The 16,910-nt window shown below is 55.8% G+C and carries 15 protein-coding genes; 9 read left to right on the top strand and 6 right to left on the bottom strand.

Going from position 1 to position 16,910, the window contains the following annotated elements:
• Window positions 1-54: 54 nt before the first annotated feature.
• From hflK to rlmB, 7 genes are all read left to right on the top strand, one after another.
• On the top strand, window positions 55-1,314 hold the full coding sequence (hflK, locus tag ACTJJA_RS11605; RefSeq protein WP_440668083.1) for an FtsH protease activity modulator HflK: 1,260 nt from the start codon (window positions 55-57) through the stop codon (window positions 1,312-1,314).
• A gap of 2 nt (window positions 1,315-1,316) precedes the next feature.
• Window positions 1,317-2,321 (top strand): protease modulator HflC, encoded by a 1,005-nt coding sequence (hflC, locus tag ACTJJA_RS11600; RefSeq protein WP_010427498.1) that lies wholly within the window; start codon window positions 1,317-1,319, stop codon window positions 2,319-2,321.
• Between the two features lie 71 nt (window positions 2,322-2,392).
• A complete protein-coding gene (locus ACTJJA_RS11595) occupies window positions 2,393-2,590 on the top strand; it encodes a DUF2065 domain-containing protein (protein WP_010427497.1) in 198 nt (65 codons plus the stop codon).
• A 104-nt stretch (window positions 2,591-2,694) separates the two neighbouring features.
• The gene (locus tag ACTJJA_RS11590) at window positions 2,695-3,993 is read left to right on the top strand and encodes an adenylosuccinate synthase (RefSeq protein WP_042713442.1); all 1,299 of its coding nucleotides are present in this window, start codon (window positions 2,695-2,697) and stop codon (window positions 3,991-3,993) included.
• Between the two features lie 193 nt (window positions 3,994-4,186).
• A complete protein-coding gene (nsrR, locus tag ACTJJA_RS11585) occupies window positions 4,187-4,612 on the top strand; it encodes a nitric oxide-sensing transcriptional repressor NsrR (protein WP_010427492.1) in 426 nt (141 codons plus the stop codon).
• Window positions 4,613-4,650: 38 nt separating this feature from the next.
• Complete coding sequence (gene rnr, locus ACTJJA_RS11580) at window positions 4,651-7,095, top strand: ribonuclease R (protein WP_440668080.1); 2,445 nt, start codon at window positions 4,651-4,653, stop codon at window positions 7,093-7,095.
• A gap of 66 nt (window positions 7,096-7,161) precedes the next feature.
• Window positions 7,162-7,893, top strand: a complete 732-nt coding sequence (rlmB, locus tag ACTJJA_RS11575; RefSeq protein ID WP_058840431.1) for a 23S rRNA (guanosine(2251)-2'-O)-methyltransferase RlmB — start codon at window positions 7,162-7,164, stop codon at window positions 7,891-7,893.
• 75 nt (window positions 7,894-7,968) lie between these two features.
• On the opposite strand, the gene ACTJJA_RS11570 is transcribed toward rlmB, so the two are convergent.
• Window positions 7,969-9,243 (bottom strand): MFS transporter, encoded by a 1,275-nt coding sequence (locus ACTJJA_RS11570; RefSeq protein WP_440668078.1) that lies wholly within the window; start codon window positions 9,241-9,243, stop codon window positions 7,969-7,971.
• Between the two features lie 193 nt (window positions 9,244-9,436).
• Here ACTJJA_RS11570 and ACTJJA_RS11565 point away from each other — a divergent pair, with 193 nt between their 5' ends.
• Window positions 9,437-11,059, top strand: a complete 1,623-nt coding sequence (locus ACTJJA_RS11565; protein ID WP_440668076.1) for an isovaleryl-CoA dehydrogenase — start codon at window positions 9,437-9,439, stop codon at window positions 11,057-11,059.
• On the opposite strand, the gene ACTJJA_RS11560 is transcribed toward ACTJJA_RS11565, so the two are convergent.
• From ACTJJA_RS11560 to bsmA, 3 genes are all read right to left on the bottom strand, one after another.
• Window positions 11,056-12,987, bottom strand: coding sequence for a methyl-accepting chemotaxis protein (locus tag ACTJJA_RS11560; RefSeq protein WP_440668074.1), 1,932 nt, complete (start codon window positions 12,985-12,987; stop codon window positions 11,056-11,058). The genes ACTJJA_RS11565 and ACTJJA_RS11560 overlap by 4 nt on opposite strands.
• 170 nt (window positions 12,988-13,157) lie before the next feature.
• Complete coding sequence (gene yjfN / locus ACTJJA_RS11555) at window positions 13,158-13,433, bottom strand: DUF1471 family protease activator YjfN (RefSeq protein WP_139157912.1); 276 nt, start codon at window positions 13,431-13,433, stop codon at window positions 13,158-13,160.
• A 148-nt stretch (window positions 13,434-13,581) separates the two neighbouring features.
• Window positions 13,582-13,911, bottom strand: coding sequence for a biofilm peroxide resistance protein BsmA (bsmA, locus tag ACTJJA_RS11550; RefSeq protein WP_071985399.1), 330 nt, complete (start codon window positions 13,909-13,911; stop codon window positions 13,582-13,584).
• A 138-nt stretch (window positions 13,912-14,049) separates the two neighbouring features.
• On the opposite strand from bsmA, the gene yjfP reads away from it, so the two are divergent.
• Entirely contained in the window at window positions 14,050-14,772 is a 723-nt protein-coding gene (gene yjfP, locus ACTJJA_RS11545) for an esterase (protein ID WP_440668071.1), read from the top strand.
• Here the strand turns inward: yjfP and ulaR are convergent.
• Window positions 14,769-15,524: an HTH-type transcriptional regulator UlaR gene (gene ulaR, locus ACTJJA_RS11540; RefSeq protein WP_042713424.1), complete on the bottom strand. Its 756-nt coding sequence runs from the start codon at window positions 15,522-15,524 to the stop codon at window positions 14,769-14,771. The two genes, yjfP and ulaR, sit on opposite strands and share 4 nt — an antisense overlap.
• A 110-nt stretch (window positions 15,525-15,634) precedes the next feature.
• Window positions 15,635-16,699 (bottom strand): L-ascorbate 6-phosphate lactonase, encoded by a 1,065-nt coding sequence (gene ulaG / locus ACTJJA_RS11535; protein ID WP_440668069.1) that lies wholly within the window; start codon window positions 16,697-16,699, stop codon window positions 15,635-15,637.
• Between the last annotated feature and the right edge of the window lie 211 nt (window positions 16,700-16,910).

The raw sequence follows: 16,910 nt of genomic DNA, 5'->3' as shown, positions 1-16,910 counted from the left end.
AGAAAGGGGAAGCCTGAATAATTCGCCCTTGCATAACAAATATGGAGCATATACATGGCGTGGAATCAGCCCGGTAATAACGGACAAGACCGCGACCCGTGGGGAAGCAGCAATAATCAAGGCGGCAACTCTGGGGGAAATGGCAACAAAGGTGGTCGCGAGCAGGGGCCGCCGGATCTGGATGATATCTTCCGCAAGCTGAGCAAAAAGCTCGGTGGCCTTGGCGGAGGAAAAGGTTCTGGCTCGGGTGGTAATTCCACTCAGAGTCCGCGCCCTCCAATGGGTGGCCGCGTAGTGGGCATTGTGGCCGCTGCGGTGGTAATCATCTGGGCAGCCAGCGGGTTCTACACCATTAAAGAAGCAGAACGCGGCGTGGTCACTCGTTTCGGTAAGTTCAGCCATCTGGTTGAACCGGGCCTGAACTGGAAACCGACCTTCGTTGACAACGTCACCGCGGTTAACGTGGAGTCCGTCCGTGAACTGGCGGCATCTGGCGTGATGCTGACCTCTGACGAGAACGTCGTGCGCGTTGAGATGAACGTGCAGTACCGCGTAACCGATCCTGAGCGTTATCTGTTTAGCGTGGCCAGCGCTGATGACAGCCTGCGTCAGGCGACCGACAGCGCCCTGCGTGGCGTGATCGGCAAGTACACCATGGACCGTATTCTGACCGAAGGTCGTACCGTTATTCGTAGCGATACCCAGCGCGAGCTGGAAGAGACCATTCGTCCATACAACATGGGTATCACTCTGCTGGACGTCAACTTCCAGGCTGCGCGTCCGCCGGAAGAGGTGAAAGCCGCATTTGACGATGCGATTGCTGCACGTGAAAACGAACAGCAGTACATCCGTGAAGCTGAAGCGTACACCAACGAAGTTCAGCCGCGTGCTAACGGTCAGGCGCAGCGTATTCTGGAAGAAGCACGCGCGTATAAGACTCAGACCATCCTGGAAGCACAGGGTGAAGTGGCTCGCTTCGCGAAGATCCTGCCGGAGTATAAAGCGGCACCGGAAATTACCCGCGAGCGTCTGTATATCGAGACCATGGAAAAAGTGCTGAGCCACACCCGCAAAGTGTTGGTTAACGACAGCAAAGGCGGAAACCTGATGGTCCTGCCGCTGGATCAGATGCTGAAAGGTGGTTCTGCACCGGCTGCGAAAGACACCAGCGGTGCGAATAACCTGCTGCGTCTGCCACCAGCCTCTTCAGGCAACGCCAGCGCGAACACAACGCCTTCTTCGAACGATGGTGACATTATGGACCAACGCCGTGCTAACGCGCAGCGTAACGACTACCAGCGTCAGGGGGAATAAGGATGCGTAAGTCAGTTATTGCGATCATCGTCATCGTACTGGTCGTGCTGTATACCTCGATCTTTGTGGTGAAAGAAGGCGAGCGTGGGATCAAATTCCAGTTCAGCAGCGTCGTGCGTGATGGTGACAAACGTCCGGTGATTTACGAACCGGGTCTGCACTTCAAGGTGCCTTTCATTCAGTCAGTGAAAACGCTTGATGCGCGTATCCAGACCATGGATAACCAGGCCGACCGTTTCGTGACCAAAGAGAAGAAAGACCTGATCGTTGATTCCTACATCAAATGGCGTATCAGCGACTTCAGCCGTTACTTCCTGGCAACGGGCGGTGGCGATGTTTCTCAGGCAGAAGTGCTGCTGAAACGTAAGTTCTCTGACCGTCTGCGTTCTGAGATCGGTCGTCTGGATGTGAAAGACATCGTGACCGACTCCCGCGGCCGTCTGACGCTGGAAGTCCGTGATGCGCTGAACTCTGGTACCGCGGGCACGGAAGACGAAGTGGAAACGCCAGCAGCGGATGACGCGATTGCTAAAGCCGCTGAACGCGTTCAGGCTGAAACCAACGGTAAAGTGCCGGTGATCAACCCGAACAGTATGGCCGCGCTGGGTATTGAAGTCGTTGACGTGCGTATCAAGCAAATCAACCTGCCAGCAGAAGTGTCCGAGGCGATCTACAACCGTATGCGCGCCGAGCGTGAAGCGGTAGCCCGTCGTCACCGTTCACAGGGTCAGGAAGAGGCTGAGAAGCTGCGTGCTGCTGCGGACTACGAAGTGACCAAGACGCTCGCAGAGTCTGAACGTCAGGGGCGTATCCTGCGCGGTGAAGGCGATGCCGAAGCGGCGAAGCTGTTTGCTGATGCCTTCAGTCAGGATCCAGACTTCTATGCCTTTATCCGTAGCCTGCGTGCTTACGAGAATAGCTTCCAGAGCAACCAGGATGTGATGGTGCTCAGCCCGGACAGCGATTTCTTCCGTTATATGAAGACGCCGACTAACGCAACGCGATAAACTCAGGTCCGTTTGAGTATTCAAACCACCGCTCTCAACGGAGCGGTGGTTTTCTTTTATAAGGACTAAAAATGAATTCAACGATCTGGCTCGCGCTGGCCCTGGTTTTGGTGCTTGAAGGTCTTGGACCGATGCTTTATCCGCGCGCCTGGCGTCGAATGATCGCGACGATGAGCCAACTGCCGGATAATATTTTGCGTCGTTTTGGCGGCGGTCTTGTGGTTGCGGGTATCGTTATCTACTACATGTTGAAGAAAACGATTGGCTGATCAAAAAGTAGGCGCAATCGGCGTATTTTGAGGTCAAAAAGTGCTGTATATCTGAAAAAGCGATGGTAGAATCCATTTTTAAGCAAACGGTGATTTTGAAAAAAATGGGTAACAACGTCGTCGTACTGGGCACCCAATGGGGTGACGAAGGTAAAGGGAAGATTGTTGATCTTCTGACTGAACGGGCTAAATATGTTGTACGCTACCAGGGCGGTCACAACGCAGGCCATACTCTCGTAATCAACGGTGAAAAAACCGTCCTCCATCTTATTCCATCAGGCATTCTTCGCGAAAACGTCACCAGCATCATTGGTAACGGCGTTGTGCTGTCTCCTGCTGCGCTGATGAAAGAGATGAAAGGTCTGGAAGACCGTGGTATCCCTGTTCGTGAGCGTCTGCTGCTCTCTGAAGCCTGCCCGCTGATCCTGGATTATCATGTGGCGCTGGACGTTGCGCGTGAAAAAGCGCGTGGCGCGAAAGCGATCGGTACCACCGGTCGTGGTATCGGCCCGGCTTACGAAGATAAAGTTGCACGTCGCGGTCTGCGCGTGGGCGATCTCTTCGACAAAGCGACCTTCGCTGAAAAACTGAAAGAAGTGATGGAATATCACAACTTCCAGCTGGTGAATTTCTACAAAGCTGACGCTGTTGACTACCAGAAAGTGCTGGATGACGTCATGGCGGTGGCTGATATTCTGACCGGTATGGTTGTGGATGTGTCCGATCTGCTGGACCAGGCGCGCAAGCGTGGCGATTTCGTCATGTTTGAAGGTGCGCAGGGTACGCTGCTGGACATCGACCACGGTACCTATCCGTACGTAACCTCCTCTAACACCACCGCGGGTGGCGTGGCGACCGGCTCTGGCCTGGGTCCACGCTATGTGGATTACGTTCTGGGTATCATCAAAGCGTACTCCACTCGCGTGGGTGCCGGTCCATTCCCGACCGAGCTGTTTGATGAAACCGGCGAGTTCCTGTGCAAGCAGGGTAACGAGTTTGGCGCGACCACCGGTCGTCGTCGTCGTACCGGCTGGCTGGATGCGGTCGCAGTGCGTCGTGCAGTGCAGATCAACTCCCTGTCTGGCTTCTGCCTGACCAAGCTGGACGTACTGGACGGCCTGAAAGAAGTGAAAATCTGCGTAGGCTACCGTATGCCAGATGGCCGCGAAGTGACCACCACTCCGCTGGCTGCTGACGACTGGGAAGGCATCGAGCCAATCTACGAAACCATGCCGGGCTGGTCTGAGACCACTTTCGGTGTGAAAGAGCGTAGCGGCCTGCCGCAGGCGGCGCTGGATTACATCAAGCGCATTGAAGAACTGACCGAAGTGCCGATCGATATTATTTCTACCGGCCCGGATCGTACTGAAACGATGATCCTGCGCGACCCGTTCGACGCATAATCTTCGTGACTGCTGGCCTGCGGGGAGACCCGTAGGCCGGATAAGCGTAGCGCCATCCGGCGACCGCTCCTGGATCTCCGCTTTTTCGCCCCGTCTGTCAAATAAATTAGCCCCTAACTATCTGGCTGGTTTATCATCATTAATGAATATCTCTGCGGTTTAACCGCGTTTTCCCTTTTTCCCTGAGGTTGATGTGCAGTTAACGAGTTTCACCGATTACGGCTTACGCGCCCTGATTTACATGGCGTCGTTACCCGATGGAAAGATGACCAGCATCTCTGAGGTAACAGAGGTCTATGGTGTATCCCGTAATCATATGGTCAAAATAATCAATCAACTTAGCCGTGCCGGATACGTTGCTGCCGTCCGCGGGAAGAATGGTGGGATCCGTCTCGGTAAACCGGCACAGAGTATTCGCGTTGGGGATGTGGTACGTGAACTGGAGCCGTTGTCTCTGGTGAACTGCAGCAGCGAGTTCTGCCACATTACCCCCGCTTGCCGCCTGAAACAGGCGCTTTCTAAGGCCGTGCAAAGTTTTCTCATGGAACTGGATAACTACACGCTGGCCGATTTGGTTGAAGAGAATCAACCGCTTTATAAATTATTGCTGGTGGAATGAAGAAAATTTCCACCGGAGCTGACAACGGAGGAACCGACATGTCACATGATCCTTTCCAGGAACGCGAAGCCGAAAAATACGCGAATCCTATCCCTAGCCGCGAGTTCATCATTGAACACTTAACAAAACGCGAAAAACCCGCCAATCGTGAAGAACTTGCCGTTGAATTAAACATTGAAGGTGAAGAGCAAATTGAAGCCCTTCGCCGCCGCCTGCGCGCGATGGAGCGTGACGGGCAACTGGTCTTTACCCGCCGCCAGTGCTACGCGCTACCAGAACGCCTCGATCTGCTGAAAGGGACCGTCATTGGTCACCGCGATGGCTTCGGCTTCCTGCGCGTGGAAGGCCGCAAAGACGATCTGTACCTCTCATCTGAGCAGATGAAGATGTGTATCCACGGCGATCAGATCCTGGCGCAACCGCTGGGCGCGGACCGTAAAGGCCGCCGCGAAGCGCGCGTGGTGCGTGTGCTGGTGCCAAAAACCAGCCAGATTGTTGGCCGCTACTTTACCGACGCGGGCGTGGGCTTTGTGGTACCGGACGACAGCCGCCTGAGCTTCGACATTCTGATCCCACCTGAAGAGGTGATGGGCGCACGCATGGGCTTTGTGGTGGTGGTGGAACTCACCCAGCGCCCAACCCGTCGCACTAAAGCCGTAGGTAAAATCGTCGAGGTGCTGGGCGATAACATGGGCACTACCATGGCCGTTGATATGGCGCTGCGTACCCATGAGATCCCTTACGTCTGGCCGAAAGCGGTTGAAGATCAGATCGAAAGCCTGCGCGAAGAAGTGCCGGAAGAGTCTAAGGTGGGCCGCGTGGATCTGCGATCCCTGCCGCTGGTCACTATTGATGGCGAAGACGCCCGCGACTTTGATGACGCCGTTTACTGTGAGAAAAAACGCGGTGGCGGCTGGCGTCTGTGGGTTGCTATCGCTGACGTAAGCTATTATGTCCGTCCGCATACGCCGCTGGATAACGAAGCGCGCAGCCGCGGTACGTCGGTCTACTTCCCGTCTCAGGTTGTGCCGATGCTGCCGGAAGTGCTCTCTAACGGCCTCTGTTCTCTGAACCCGCAGGTTGACCGTCTTTGCATGGTCTGCGAGATGACCATCTCTACCAAAGGGCGCTTAACCGGCTTCAAATTCTACGAAGCGGTGATGAGCTCGCACGCGCGTCTGACCTATACCAAGGTCTGGCATATGCTGCAGGGCGACCAGGATCTGCGCGAGCAGTACGCGCCGCTGGTCAAACACATCGAAGAGCTGCATAACCTCTACAAAACGCTGGAACAGGCGCGCGAAGAGCGCGGCGGGATCTCGTTTGAGAGCGAAGAAGCGAAATTCATCTTCAACGCCGAACGCCGCATTGAGCGTATTGAGCAGACCCAGCGTAACGACGCGCACAAGCTGATCGAAGAGTGTATGATCCTGGCGAACATCTCGGCGGCACGTTTCGTTGAGAAAGCCAAAGAGCCAGCGCTGTTCCGTATTCACGATAAGCCGACCACGGAAGCCATTACCTCATTCCGTTCTGTGCTGGCTGAACTGGGCCTGGAGCTGCCGGGTGGCAACAAGCCAGAGCCGCGCGATTACGCCGAGCTGCTGGAATCCATCGGCGATCGTCCTGATGCAGAAATGCTGCAGACCATGCTGCTGCGCTCCATGAAGCAGGCGATCTACGATCCGGAAAACCGCGGTCACTTCGGCCTGGCGCTGCAGTCTTACGCCCACTTTACGTCGCCGATCCGTCGTTACCCTGACCTTTCCCTGCACCGTGCGATCAAGTATCTGCTGGCGCAAGAGCAGGGCCACAAAGGGAACACCACCGAAACCGGCGGCTACCACTATTCGATGGAAGAGATGCTGCAGCTGGGCCAGCACTGCTCCATGGCCGAACGTCGTGCCGATGAAGCAACCCGCGACGTGGCGGACTGGCTGAAGTGTGACTTTATGCTGGATCAGGTAGGCAACGTTTTCAAAGGCGTGATTGCCAGCGTGACCGGCTTTGGTTTCTTCGTTCGTCTGGACGAGCTGTTTATTGACGGTCTGGTGCACGTCTCCAGCCTGGATAACGACTACTACCGCTTCGACCAGGTCGGTCAGCGCCTGATTGGCGAGTCTGGCGGCCAGACATACCGTCTGGGCGACCGTGTGGAAGTGAAGGTCGAAGCCGTGAATATGGACGACCGTAAAATCGACTTCAGCCTGATCTCCAGCGAGCGCGCGCCGCGTAACGTCGGCAAAACCGAGCGTGAGAAAGCGAAAAAAGGCGGTAACGGTAAACCGGGCGGCGGTAAACGTCGTCAGGCGGGCAAGAAGGTAAACTTCGAGCCGGACAGCGCGTTCCGCGGCGAGAAGAAACAGAAGCCGAAGGCGGCGAAGAAAGACGCTCGCTCAGCGAAAAAACCTTCCGCTAAAACGCAGAAAATAGCTGCCGCGACCAAAGCGAAGCGTGCGGCCAAGAAAAAGCAGGCGGAGTAAATTCTCCCCTCACCCTGACCCTCTCCCCAACGGGGGGAGGGGAAATACTTATTACGAGAACCATCAATGAGTGAAATGATTTACGGCATCCACGCGGTGCAGGCCCTTCTCGAGCGCGCACCGGAGCGTTTTCAGGAAGTCTTTATTCTGAAAGGGCGTGAAGATAAACGTCTGATGCCGCTGATCCACGCGCTGGAAGCGCAGGGCGTGGTGATCCAGCTGGCGAACCGCCAGTTCCTGGATGAGAAAAGTGAAGGTGCGGTGCACCAGGGCATTATTGCGCGCGTGAAGCCGGGCCGTCAGTATCAGGAAAACGATCTGCCGGATCTGATTGCCGAACTGGATAACCCGTTCTTCCTGATCCTCGATGGCGTTACCGATCCGCACAACCTCGGTGCCTGCCTGCGTAGCGCCGATGCGGCGGGCGTACACGCGGTGATTGTGCCGAAAGATCGCTCCGCGCAGCTGAACGCGACGGCGAAGAAAGTGGCCTGCGGCGCGGCGGAAAATGTTCCGCTGATCCGCGTGACCAACCTGGCGCGCACCATGCGTCTGCTGCAGGAAGAGAACATCTGGATCGTCGGTACCGCCGGTGAAGCGGATCATACTCTGTACCAGAGCAAAATGACCGGCCGTCTGGCGCTGGTGATGGGGGCGGAAGGCGAAGGTATGCGTCGTCTGACGCGCGAGCACTGCGACGAGCTGATCAGCATCCCGATGGCGGGCAGCGTGTCGTCCCTGAACGTGTCCGTTGCGACGGGTATCTGCCTGTTTGAAGCGGTGCGCCAGCGTAGCTGATTTTCGCCCGGTGGCGCTTCGCTTACCGGGCCTANGTAGGCCGGGTAAGGCGAAGCGCCACCCGGCAAAACAACCTCACTCCTCCAGCGACCGCAAATGGTCATCCTTTCTCAGCGTCATCAGCGCAAAGATACTCACCACTGCCGTCGCCATCACGTAATACGCCGGAATATCTAGGTTGCCCGTCTGCTTAATCAGCCCGGTAATGATTAACCCTGCACATCCCGAGAAAATCGCGTTCGACAAAGAGTAGGCCAGCCCCAGTCCCGTATAGCGCACGCGCGTCGGGAACATCTCAGATAGCATTGCCGGGCCCGGCCCCGCCAGCATCCCGACCAGACCGCCCGCAATCAACACCACAACAGCCTTCACCGCCAGCGTACTCGACTCCGCCTGCAGGATCTTCAGCAGCGGCAGGGCGAGGATCAGCAAAAGCGCGGTGGCGATAATCATCACCGTGCGGCGCCCGATCCGGTCGCTCAGGATCCCCGACGGAATAATCGTCAGCGCAAACCCAATATTCGAAATCACCGCTATCAGCAGCGCCTGGTTAAACCCGGTGTGCAGCGCCGACTGCAGATAGGTCGGCATAATCACCAGGTAGGTATACCCCGCTGCAGACCAGACCATCACGCGGCCAATCCCCATCATGATGGCCCGGAGCGTGGCGGCAGTATCCGCCTGAGCGACAGCCGGTTTATCCTGCTGCTGCACAAAGCTGGGTGTCTCCTCCATGCTGACTCGAAGCCACAGCGCAACGACGCCCATAGGCAGCGCCAGGAAGAACGGAATGCGCCAGCCCCAGTCGTGGAGGGCTTCCGGCGTGAGGAGGGCGGAGAGCAGCGCCACGATGCCTGCCCCCGCCAGCAGCCCCAGCGCCACGGTAAAGGACTGCCACGCGCCATAGAGTCCACGCTTGCCGCGCGGGGCGAACTCCGTCATCAGCGAGACCGCACCGCCGTACTCGCCCCCCGCGAACAGCCCCTGCAGGATGCGAAGCAGCGTAATAATGAGCGGGGCGGCAATCCCGATGCTGGCGTAGACCGGCACTATGCCGATGGCGGCGGTAGCGAGCGTCATCAGCACCAGCACAATGATTAGCGTCGGCTTACGGCCAATCCGGTCGCCGATGCGGCCAAACACCACCGCACCCAGCGGGCGGAAGAAGAAGGCGATGGCAAACGAGGCGTAGGTGAGGATCAGGCTGGTAAGCCCCGCTTCTCCTTCAAGCTGGAAGAAGTTTTTCGCAATAACGGTCGCCAGAAAACCGTAGACCGCAAACTCATACCACTCGATAAAGTTACCAATGGAGCCTGCAATTAATGCACGCTGGTGCGCGTCCCGTTGCATAACGATCCTCACTGAAAGGGGTAAGAATAAATTATTCAACAAAAGCGAAGTGATGAAATAGTTTATTCTTATGTTATGTGAGCTATTTCACGAATGATATCAGCGGGATCGTGAACGTGTGATTCCCCTCCCATGCAGCGTGCGCGCGGTCTGTCCATACTTATCGTCATTGCCACTGAAGGAGGGAGACAGCATGCACTGGCAGACCCACACCGTTTTCAATCAACCGGCACCGCTTTCCAACAGCAACCTTTTTCTCTCGGACTGCGCCCTGCGTGATGCGGTTACGCGTGAAGGCGCCGAGTGGGATATTGAGTTGCTCGCCAGTATCGGGCAGCAATTAGGTACCGCGGAGTCGCTGGAGCTTGGCAGGCTGGCAAACGTCAACCCGCCCGAGCTGTTACGCTATGACCCCACGGGGGAGCGGCTGGACGACGTGCGTTTTCATCCGGCATGGCATCTGCTGATGCAGGGGCTTTGCGCCAACCGCGTGCATAACCTGGCGTGGGAAGAGGAGGCGCGTAAAGGGTCGTTTGTCGCTCGGGCCGCGCGCTTTGTGCTTCATGCTCAGGTGGAGGCCGGCACGCTGTGCCCTGTCACCATGACGTTCGCCGCCACGCCGCTGCTGCAGCAGGCGCTCCCCAAAATATTTCACAACTGGCTCACGCCGCTGCTCAGCGATCGCTACGATCCGCATCTGGCCCCCGGCGCGCAAAAGCGCGGCCTGCTGATCGGTATGGGGATGACGGAAAAGCAGGGCGGTTCAGACGTGCTCAGCAATACCACCAAAGCGGAAAAATGCAGCGACGGCAGCTACCGGCTGGTGGGGCACAAATGGTTTTTCTCCGTGCCGCAAAGCGATGCACATCTGGTGCTGGCCCAGGCTAAGGGCGGTCTATCCTGCTTTTTTGTGCCGCGCTTTTTACCCGACGGACAACGCAACGCCGTCCGCCTGGAACGCCTCAAGGACAAGCTCGGGAACCGCTCCAACGCCAGCAGCGAGGCGGAGTTCCTCGATGCCTCCGGCTGGTTGTTGGGGGAAGAAGGTGAAGGGGTACGGCAGATACTCAAAATGGGCGGTCTGACGCGCTTCGACTGCGCGCTGGGTAGCCACGGACTCATGCGTCGGGCGCTGTCGGTGGCGCTTTATCATGCCCATCAGCGGCAAACCTTTGGCAAAAATCTTATCGACCAGCCGCTAATGCGTGAGGTGTTAAGCCGGATGGCGCTGGTGCTGGAGGGGCACACGGCGCTGCTGTTCCGCCTGGCCCGCGCGTGGGACAAGCGGGCCGATCCCCAAGAAGCTGCCTGGGCGCGGCTCTTCACTCCGGCGGCGAAATTTAGCGTGTGTAAAGCGGGCATCCCATTTGTCGCGGAGGCGATGGAGGTGTTGGGTGGGATCGGATATTGCGAAGAAAGTGAACTTCCCCGTCTGTACCGTGAAATGCCGGTCAACAGCATCTGGGAAGGATCGGGCAATATCATGTGCCTGGACGTGCTGCGCGTGCTGGCGAAGCAGCCGGGGATCCACGATCTGCTTGCAGATGAGTTTGCGCAGGTAAAAGGGCAGGACAGACACTTCGACCGCAGCTGGCGACAGCTGCAGCAAAAACTGCGTAAGCCGCAGGAGGCACAGGGCCGGGAGATTGCTCAACAGCTTTTTTTACTGGGTGCCGGAAGCCAGATGCTGCGACACGCTTCACCGCCCGTGGCGCAGGCGTGGTGCCGCATGATGCTGGATACCCGTGGCGGAACGCTAATGAGCGAACAGGTGCAAAATGACCTGCTACTGCGCGCCACGGGCAGAGTCGGTTAGCCTTTTAGCTGGAACAGGCTGACCAGTTGGGTGAGGTGTGAGCCTTTCTCACGTAGCGTGTGTGCGGTCTGCTCGCTGCGCGAGACGCGGTCGGCGTTGATGTGCGACGCTTCGCCAATGTGCGTCATGGCAAGATTCACCTGCCCAATCCCTGCGGATTGTTCGCGGGAAGCGTGGTTGATCTCGGTAACCAGCTGGCTGATGTTATCAATATGAACAATGATGGCGTCCATAGCCAGACGCGTCTTTTCTGACAGCGCGTGGCCTTCACTTACCTTGTTCAGCGTATCGCCAATCAGGTGTTCAATCTCCTTCACCGCGTTGGCACTGCGTGCCGCCAGGGCGCGAACCTCCTGCGCCACCACGGCGAAGCCTTTGCCATGTTCGCCCGCGCGAGCCGCTTCGACCGCCGCATTCAGCGCCAGAATGTTAGTCTGGAACGCGATGGACTCAATCACGCGGGTAATGTCCTCAATGCGTTTAGAAGCATCGCGGATATCATCCATCGTCGACACCGCGTGGGTGACCGTCTCGCCGCCCTGATGAACCGCGAGCGAGGTTTCACCCACCAGCTGCTGCGTTTGCTCCATGTTAGCGGCATTTTGCTGCACGGTGGCGGCCAGCTGCTCCATGCTGGCGGAAGTCTCTTCCACGCTGCTGGCCTGCTTGTTGATCTGCTCCGAGATTTCTCCGGTGTCGGAAGCCAGCGCATTGGTGCCCAAATGGATCTCGCCCGCGGCCTCACGCACCTGCAGGACAATTTTTTGCAGCCCATCGCCAATACCGTTGATGGCATCAACCAGCTGGCCGACCTCATCCTGACGCGTTACGGGCAGGCTGGCACGCAGATCGCCTGCGGCATACTGGCGGGCCAGCTCGATCACGTTACGCAGCGGGCGGGTCAGCATCCGACGAATGAGCACCACAAACAGGCCCGCGAAGAGCACGGAAAGCACCACGCCCGCCAGCAGGAACCGGTCACGCATGGCGTTGACGCTTGCGAGAAGGACCGATTTATCCACTTCACCCACGATGGTCCAGTTCCAGCCCGGCAGCGGCGTATAGGCCATTTTCAGCGTGCGGCCGTCGTCGCTTACGCGCTCCAGCGTGCCGGAGGAATCGCTCAGCAGCTGCTGTTGGGTGGCGCTGTCCCACTTCGGCAGTTGCCCCTCTTCACTGCCGTGGAACAGGAACTGCCCGCGCGTTTTGCCGTTGCTGCGATCCAGCACATAGAAGTGCCCGCTCTCGCCCAGCCGACGGTTGAGGATTTTCTCTCGCATAACGTTCCAGGAGTGTGTGATATCTACCCCAACAAAGATGATCCCGATAACCTGGCCTTCACCATTCTTAACCGGCTGGTACTGGGTGATGTAGCGTTTACCAAACAGTAGCGCCAGGCCACGGTAAACTTCGCCCCTGGTGACGGCCGCAAACGCCGGGCTGGTGGTATCCAAAAGGGTTCCCATCGCCCGGTTGCCATTCTCCTTGCGCAGCGAGGTGGCAACGCGAATAAAGTCGTTACCGCTGCGAACGAACAGCGTGGAGATTGCGCCCGTACGATTCAGAAAGTCGTCAGAAAAAGCATTGTTTTCATGCAGTTCAGATTCGCCGCCTTTCAGCAAAGGCACATTGATCCCGTTAATGGTACGGGTCTGACTCGTATCGACCGTAAATGGCTGAGGCAGGAAAGTGGTAAACAGTCGGGTATAGCTTTCCACCTCTTCGCTCAGACTGGTATTAAACATCTGCACCATATCGACCATGCCGGTGGACTGGTTATGCAAATCTTCGACGGCAAGATCTTCAAGCTGCTGGCTGGCTTTATGGCTGAGCAGAAAAGTGAAAAGCAGAAACAGAATGGCGACACTCATACCGGTCAGCAGCGATAGCTTAGTGCCCAGACCCGCACGGCGGAAAGAATTGATCATAAATTGCTCATCATTGAAAAGGTATGCCTGTTCAACGGCAGAGCAGCGATAACATTTATGCTATTAATGTAACAAAATGTTATTTGTTTGTTTTTGGATGGTTTTGAAAAAGATAAAAGATTTGCAAAAACGAAAAGCCACTAAAATTAAGTGGCTTTTATCGGGAGGGGCTAAACATAAAGGATGGCTTGTACCCGCCAATGATCGACATGGTTATCTTCCTGCATCTGGATGATGCGATACCAGGAAGCGCCTTGTTCATCGGCTTTTAATGCAACGACACGTTCAACGTCTTGCGGGCTCCCCGAAATGTTATTCACGGAGATTTGGCCTATTTCATTCAGGCCAGTCACGCAATCAGCACTGGCGAATTCAGCTGATTGTGCGGTTGTGCTCACAAGGCCTGCTGAGAGCAACAGTGTGGTCAAGGCAAGAGTTCGTTTCATCGTCAGCTCCATTTCACATGTCTCCGGTATCCGCCGGGCAATCCTTCGCAAATAAACTCACTTCCATTGGTGCAGGCATGGAGTTTATTGTGGACAGGAAAATGTCTATGGACGCAAAGCAGTGTAAATGTCGTTCAAATGATCGCCATTACTTACGGTACAAAATCGCCTGCGAGTACCACTGTCCCGTAATGATGGTTTCGTCGATCATAATGATGACGTAATAATCTGCTTTGGCGGCAGCGGCTTGTGCTTCAATAGAGGCTTCCGCGTCATCCGGGGAACCGCGAACCAACGCGGAGACAGTGCCCATTCGCTGTAATCCTTCAGTCTGATTACGACGAATTTCCTGCGGGTGATCGGCGACCGGCGGAGCGGGTTGCGGTGTCCCCTGCAGCGCGCTACAGCCACTGAGCAGAAACACAAACAATAAAGCAGCAAACCTGCGCATAACCATATCTCGTTTCCTGATAGCCATAGTGTAGTTGCCTGTAAATTTAGTTTTGGGGGAATGTTCCCGAAGTGTTATCTGAGGCGAAGATTTCGAATGAAAATATCCAGAAACCGTAATCCAGCTCTCAAACATTATGAATCATTCATCAGTACAGGACCGACAATGATTGAACTCGAAACGCGGCACCTTGGTGATCGCGAAATATTACATGCTTTCCCCACCGGAAAAAGTGAGCAGCCGCTGCCAGTTGTGGTTTTTTATCATGGGTTTACCTCGTCAAAACTGGTTTATAGCTATTTTGCCGTGGCGCTGGCGCAGGCTGGATTCCGCGTTGTTATGCCGGATGCTCCGGATCATGGCGCGCGATTTTCGGGCAACGAACAGGCGCGGCTCGGCCAGTTCTGGCAAATCTTGCACGGTAGCCTGACGGAATTCGCAGGGCTGCGCGATGCGCTTTTTGAGGCCGGGCTGGTGGAGAACGATCGCCTGGCGGTCGCTGGGGCTTCAATGGGGGGGATGACGGCGCTGGGGATCATGACGCATCATTCGGAGGTGAAGTCCGTCGCTTGTCTGATGGGGTCGGGCTACTTCACTTCGCTCTCGCAGACGCTGTTTCCCTCGCAGAACCCAGAAGATATCGAAGCGGCGCTGGCGGAGTGGGACGTCACCCATGCGTTACCGCACCTGGCCAATCGCCCGCTGCTGCTGTGGCACGGCGATGCGGATGATGTGGTTCCGCCTGACGGAACTTTCCGTTTACAGCAGTCGTTAAAGAATGAAGGGCTGGACGGCAATTTAACCTGCCTTTGGGAGGCGGGCGTTCGTCACCGCATTACGCCGACGGCGCTGGATGCCACGGTGAGCTTTTTCCGCCAGCACCTTTAAACCCGAAGAATTTTGACCCCTTGATCTTCCAGCTTCTGGAGGATCTCCGGGTTGGCATTTTTACCGGTGATCACCATGTCGATTTGCTCGGCACGGCTGAACAGCATGCCTGCGCGCTCGCCCACTTTGCTGCTGTCGACCAGCACAACAAGCTTGCCTACCACATTAAGCATGTTTTGCTCCGCCATGGCGGTCAGCATATCGGTTTTATACAGCCCATCCGTGGTCAGGCCTTTACCGCTGGTGAACATCCAGTGTCCGGCGTAGAGGCTATTTTCGCTGTCCTGTGGGCTGAGCGTAATGGACTGGCTCTTATTGTACTGACCGCCCATGATCACTACGCTTTCATGCTCCTGGTCAATGAGATAGTTGGCCAGCGGCAAATAGTTAGTGATGATTTGCACCGGTTTGCCACACATCTCCCGCCCCAGTAAAAACGCCGTGGAGCCGCAGTTGATCACGACGCTTTCGCCAGGGTTGACCAGCTGTGATGCTGCTCTTGCAATCCGCACTTTTTCATCGTGGTTCTGCGCCTGATGAATGTTCATCGGCGTCCAGCGCGGACGCTGCTGGCTAATGGCTTCCGCACCGTTACGGACTTTTTTCAGTTTGCCGCTTTCATCCAGCTTGTTGATGTCCCGTCGGGCGGTTGCCGGAGAAATGCCTAATCGTTCGATCACTTTCTCAACGGTGATAAACCCTGTTTGCGCCAGGAGTTCCAGTAAAATTTGATGTCGTTGCGCTTCCGTCATGAGCTATTCCGATAAGAATTGATTTGAAAAGATGATATTTGAAATAGCATGAAATTACTAAAATAAATATGACATCGCCAGACACAAGGTCTGGCGATTTGACTTCACAATCAGAGGAAGGACTTGAACGGCAGGTCAGGCTCAATGGTGAAGCAATCATCGAAACCACGTGGGTAGTGATATTCCAGATTATCTTTGTCCAGTGGCCAGGTGAACTTGCCACCAACCTGCCAGATGAACGGCTTGAAGCCATACTTCAGGCGGTCTTTTTTCATTTCCCACAGCACGCGGATTTCCTGCGGGTCTGCCTGGAAGTTTGACCAGATATCATGGTGGAACGGAATAACCACTTTGGTGTTCAGCGCTTCCGCCATGCGCAGCATATCGGCGCTGGTCATTTTGTCGGTGATGCCGCGCGGGTTCTCACCGTAGGAGCCCAGCGCCACGTCGATCTGATGCTCGTTACCGTGCTTCGCATAGTAGTTGGAGTAGTGGGAGTCACCGCTGTGGTACAGAGAACCGCCAGGGGTTTTAAACAGGTAGTTCACCGCACGTTCGTCCATACCATCTGGCAGCACGCCTGCTGCTTTCTGATCGGCAGGCAGGGTGATCAATGCTGTACGGTCAAAAGCATCCAGCGCGTGGATTTCAATGTCTTTAATTTTTACTACATCGCCCGGTTTCATCACGATGCAGCGCTCTTTCGGCACGCCCCAACCGACCCACAGATCCACGCAGGTTTGCGGCCCAATGAACGGCACATCGTCCGCGCAGTTTTGCATTACCGCTGCAGCCACGTTCACGTCGATATGATCGTTATGATCGTGGGTAGAGAGGACGGCGTCGATCTGACGAATCGCAAACGGATCGAGCACAAACGGCGTAGTTCGCAGGTTCGGCTGCAGTTTTTCCACGCCCGCCATGCGCTGCATCTGATGACCTTTTTTCATCAGCGGGTTGCCGTGGCTCTGTTTACCGGTGCCGCACCAGAAATCGACGCAGATATTGGCGCCACCTTCTGATTTCAGCCAGATACCGGTACAGCCCAGCCACCACATTGCAAATGTGCCAGGAGCAACCTGTTCCTGCTCGATCTCTTCATTCAGCCAGCTACCCCATTCCGGGAAGGTGCTCAGAATCCATGATTCACGGGTGATGGTGTTCACTTTACTCATCGTTTTGACTCCTGGTTTAATCAAAAGTAATCACAATGTGATTTGTTGTGATTGATGCTGGCATCATTTGACGCGTTTTGCAATGGTGAAAATGGTGAATTTTATCTGGTCGACTTCACTGATTATGCGCTTTTTACTTGTTAGACTATCCAGTATTAATCATTAATTTCATGAATTATAAAGATTAATTTGTTTTTCATGTACGGTAGTG

Source organism: Enterobacter sp. 22452 (assembly GCF_052045065.1).
Lineage (GTDB): Bacteria > Pseudomonadota > Gammaproteobacteria > Enterobacterales > Enterobacteriaceae > Enterobacter > Enterobacter mori.
This window is presented reverse-complemented; position numbering and strand designations above follow the sequence as displayed.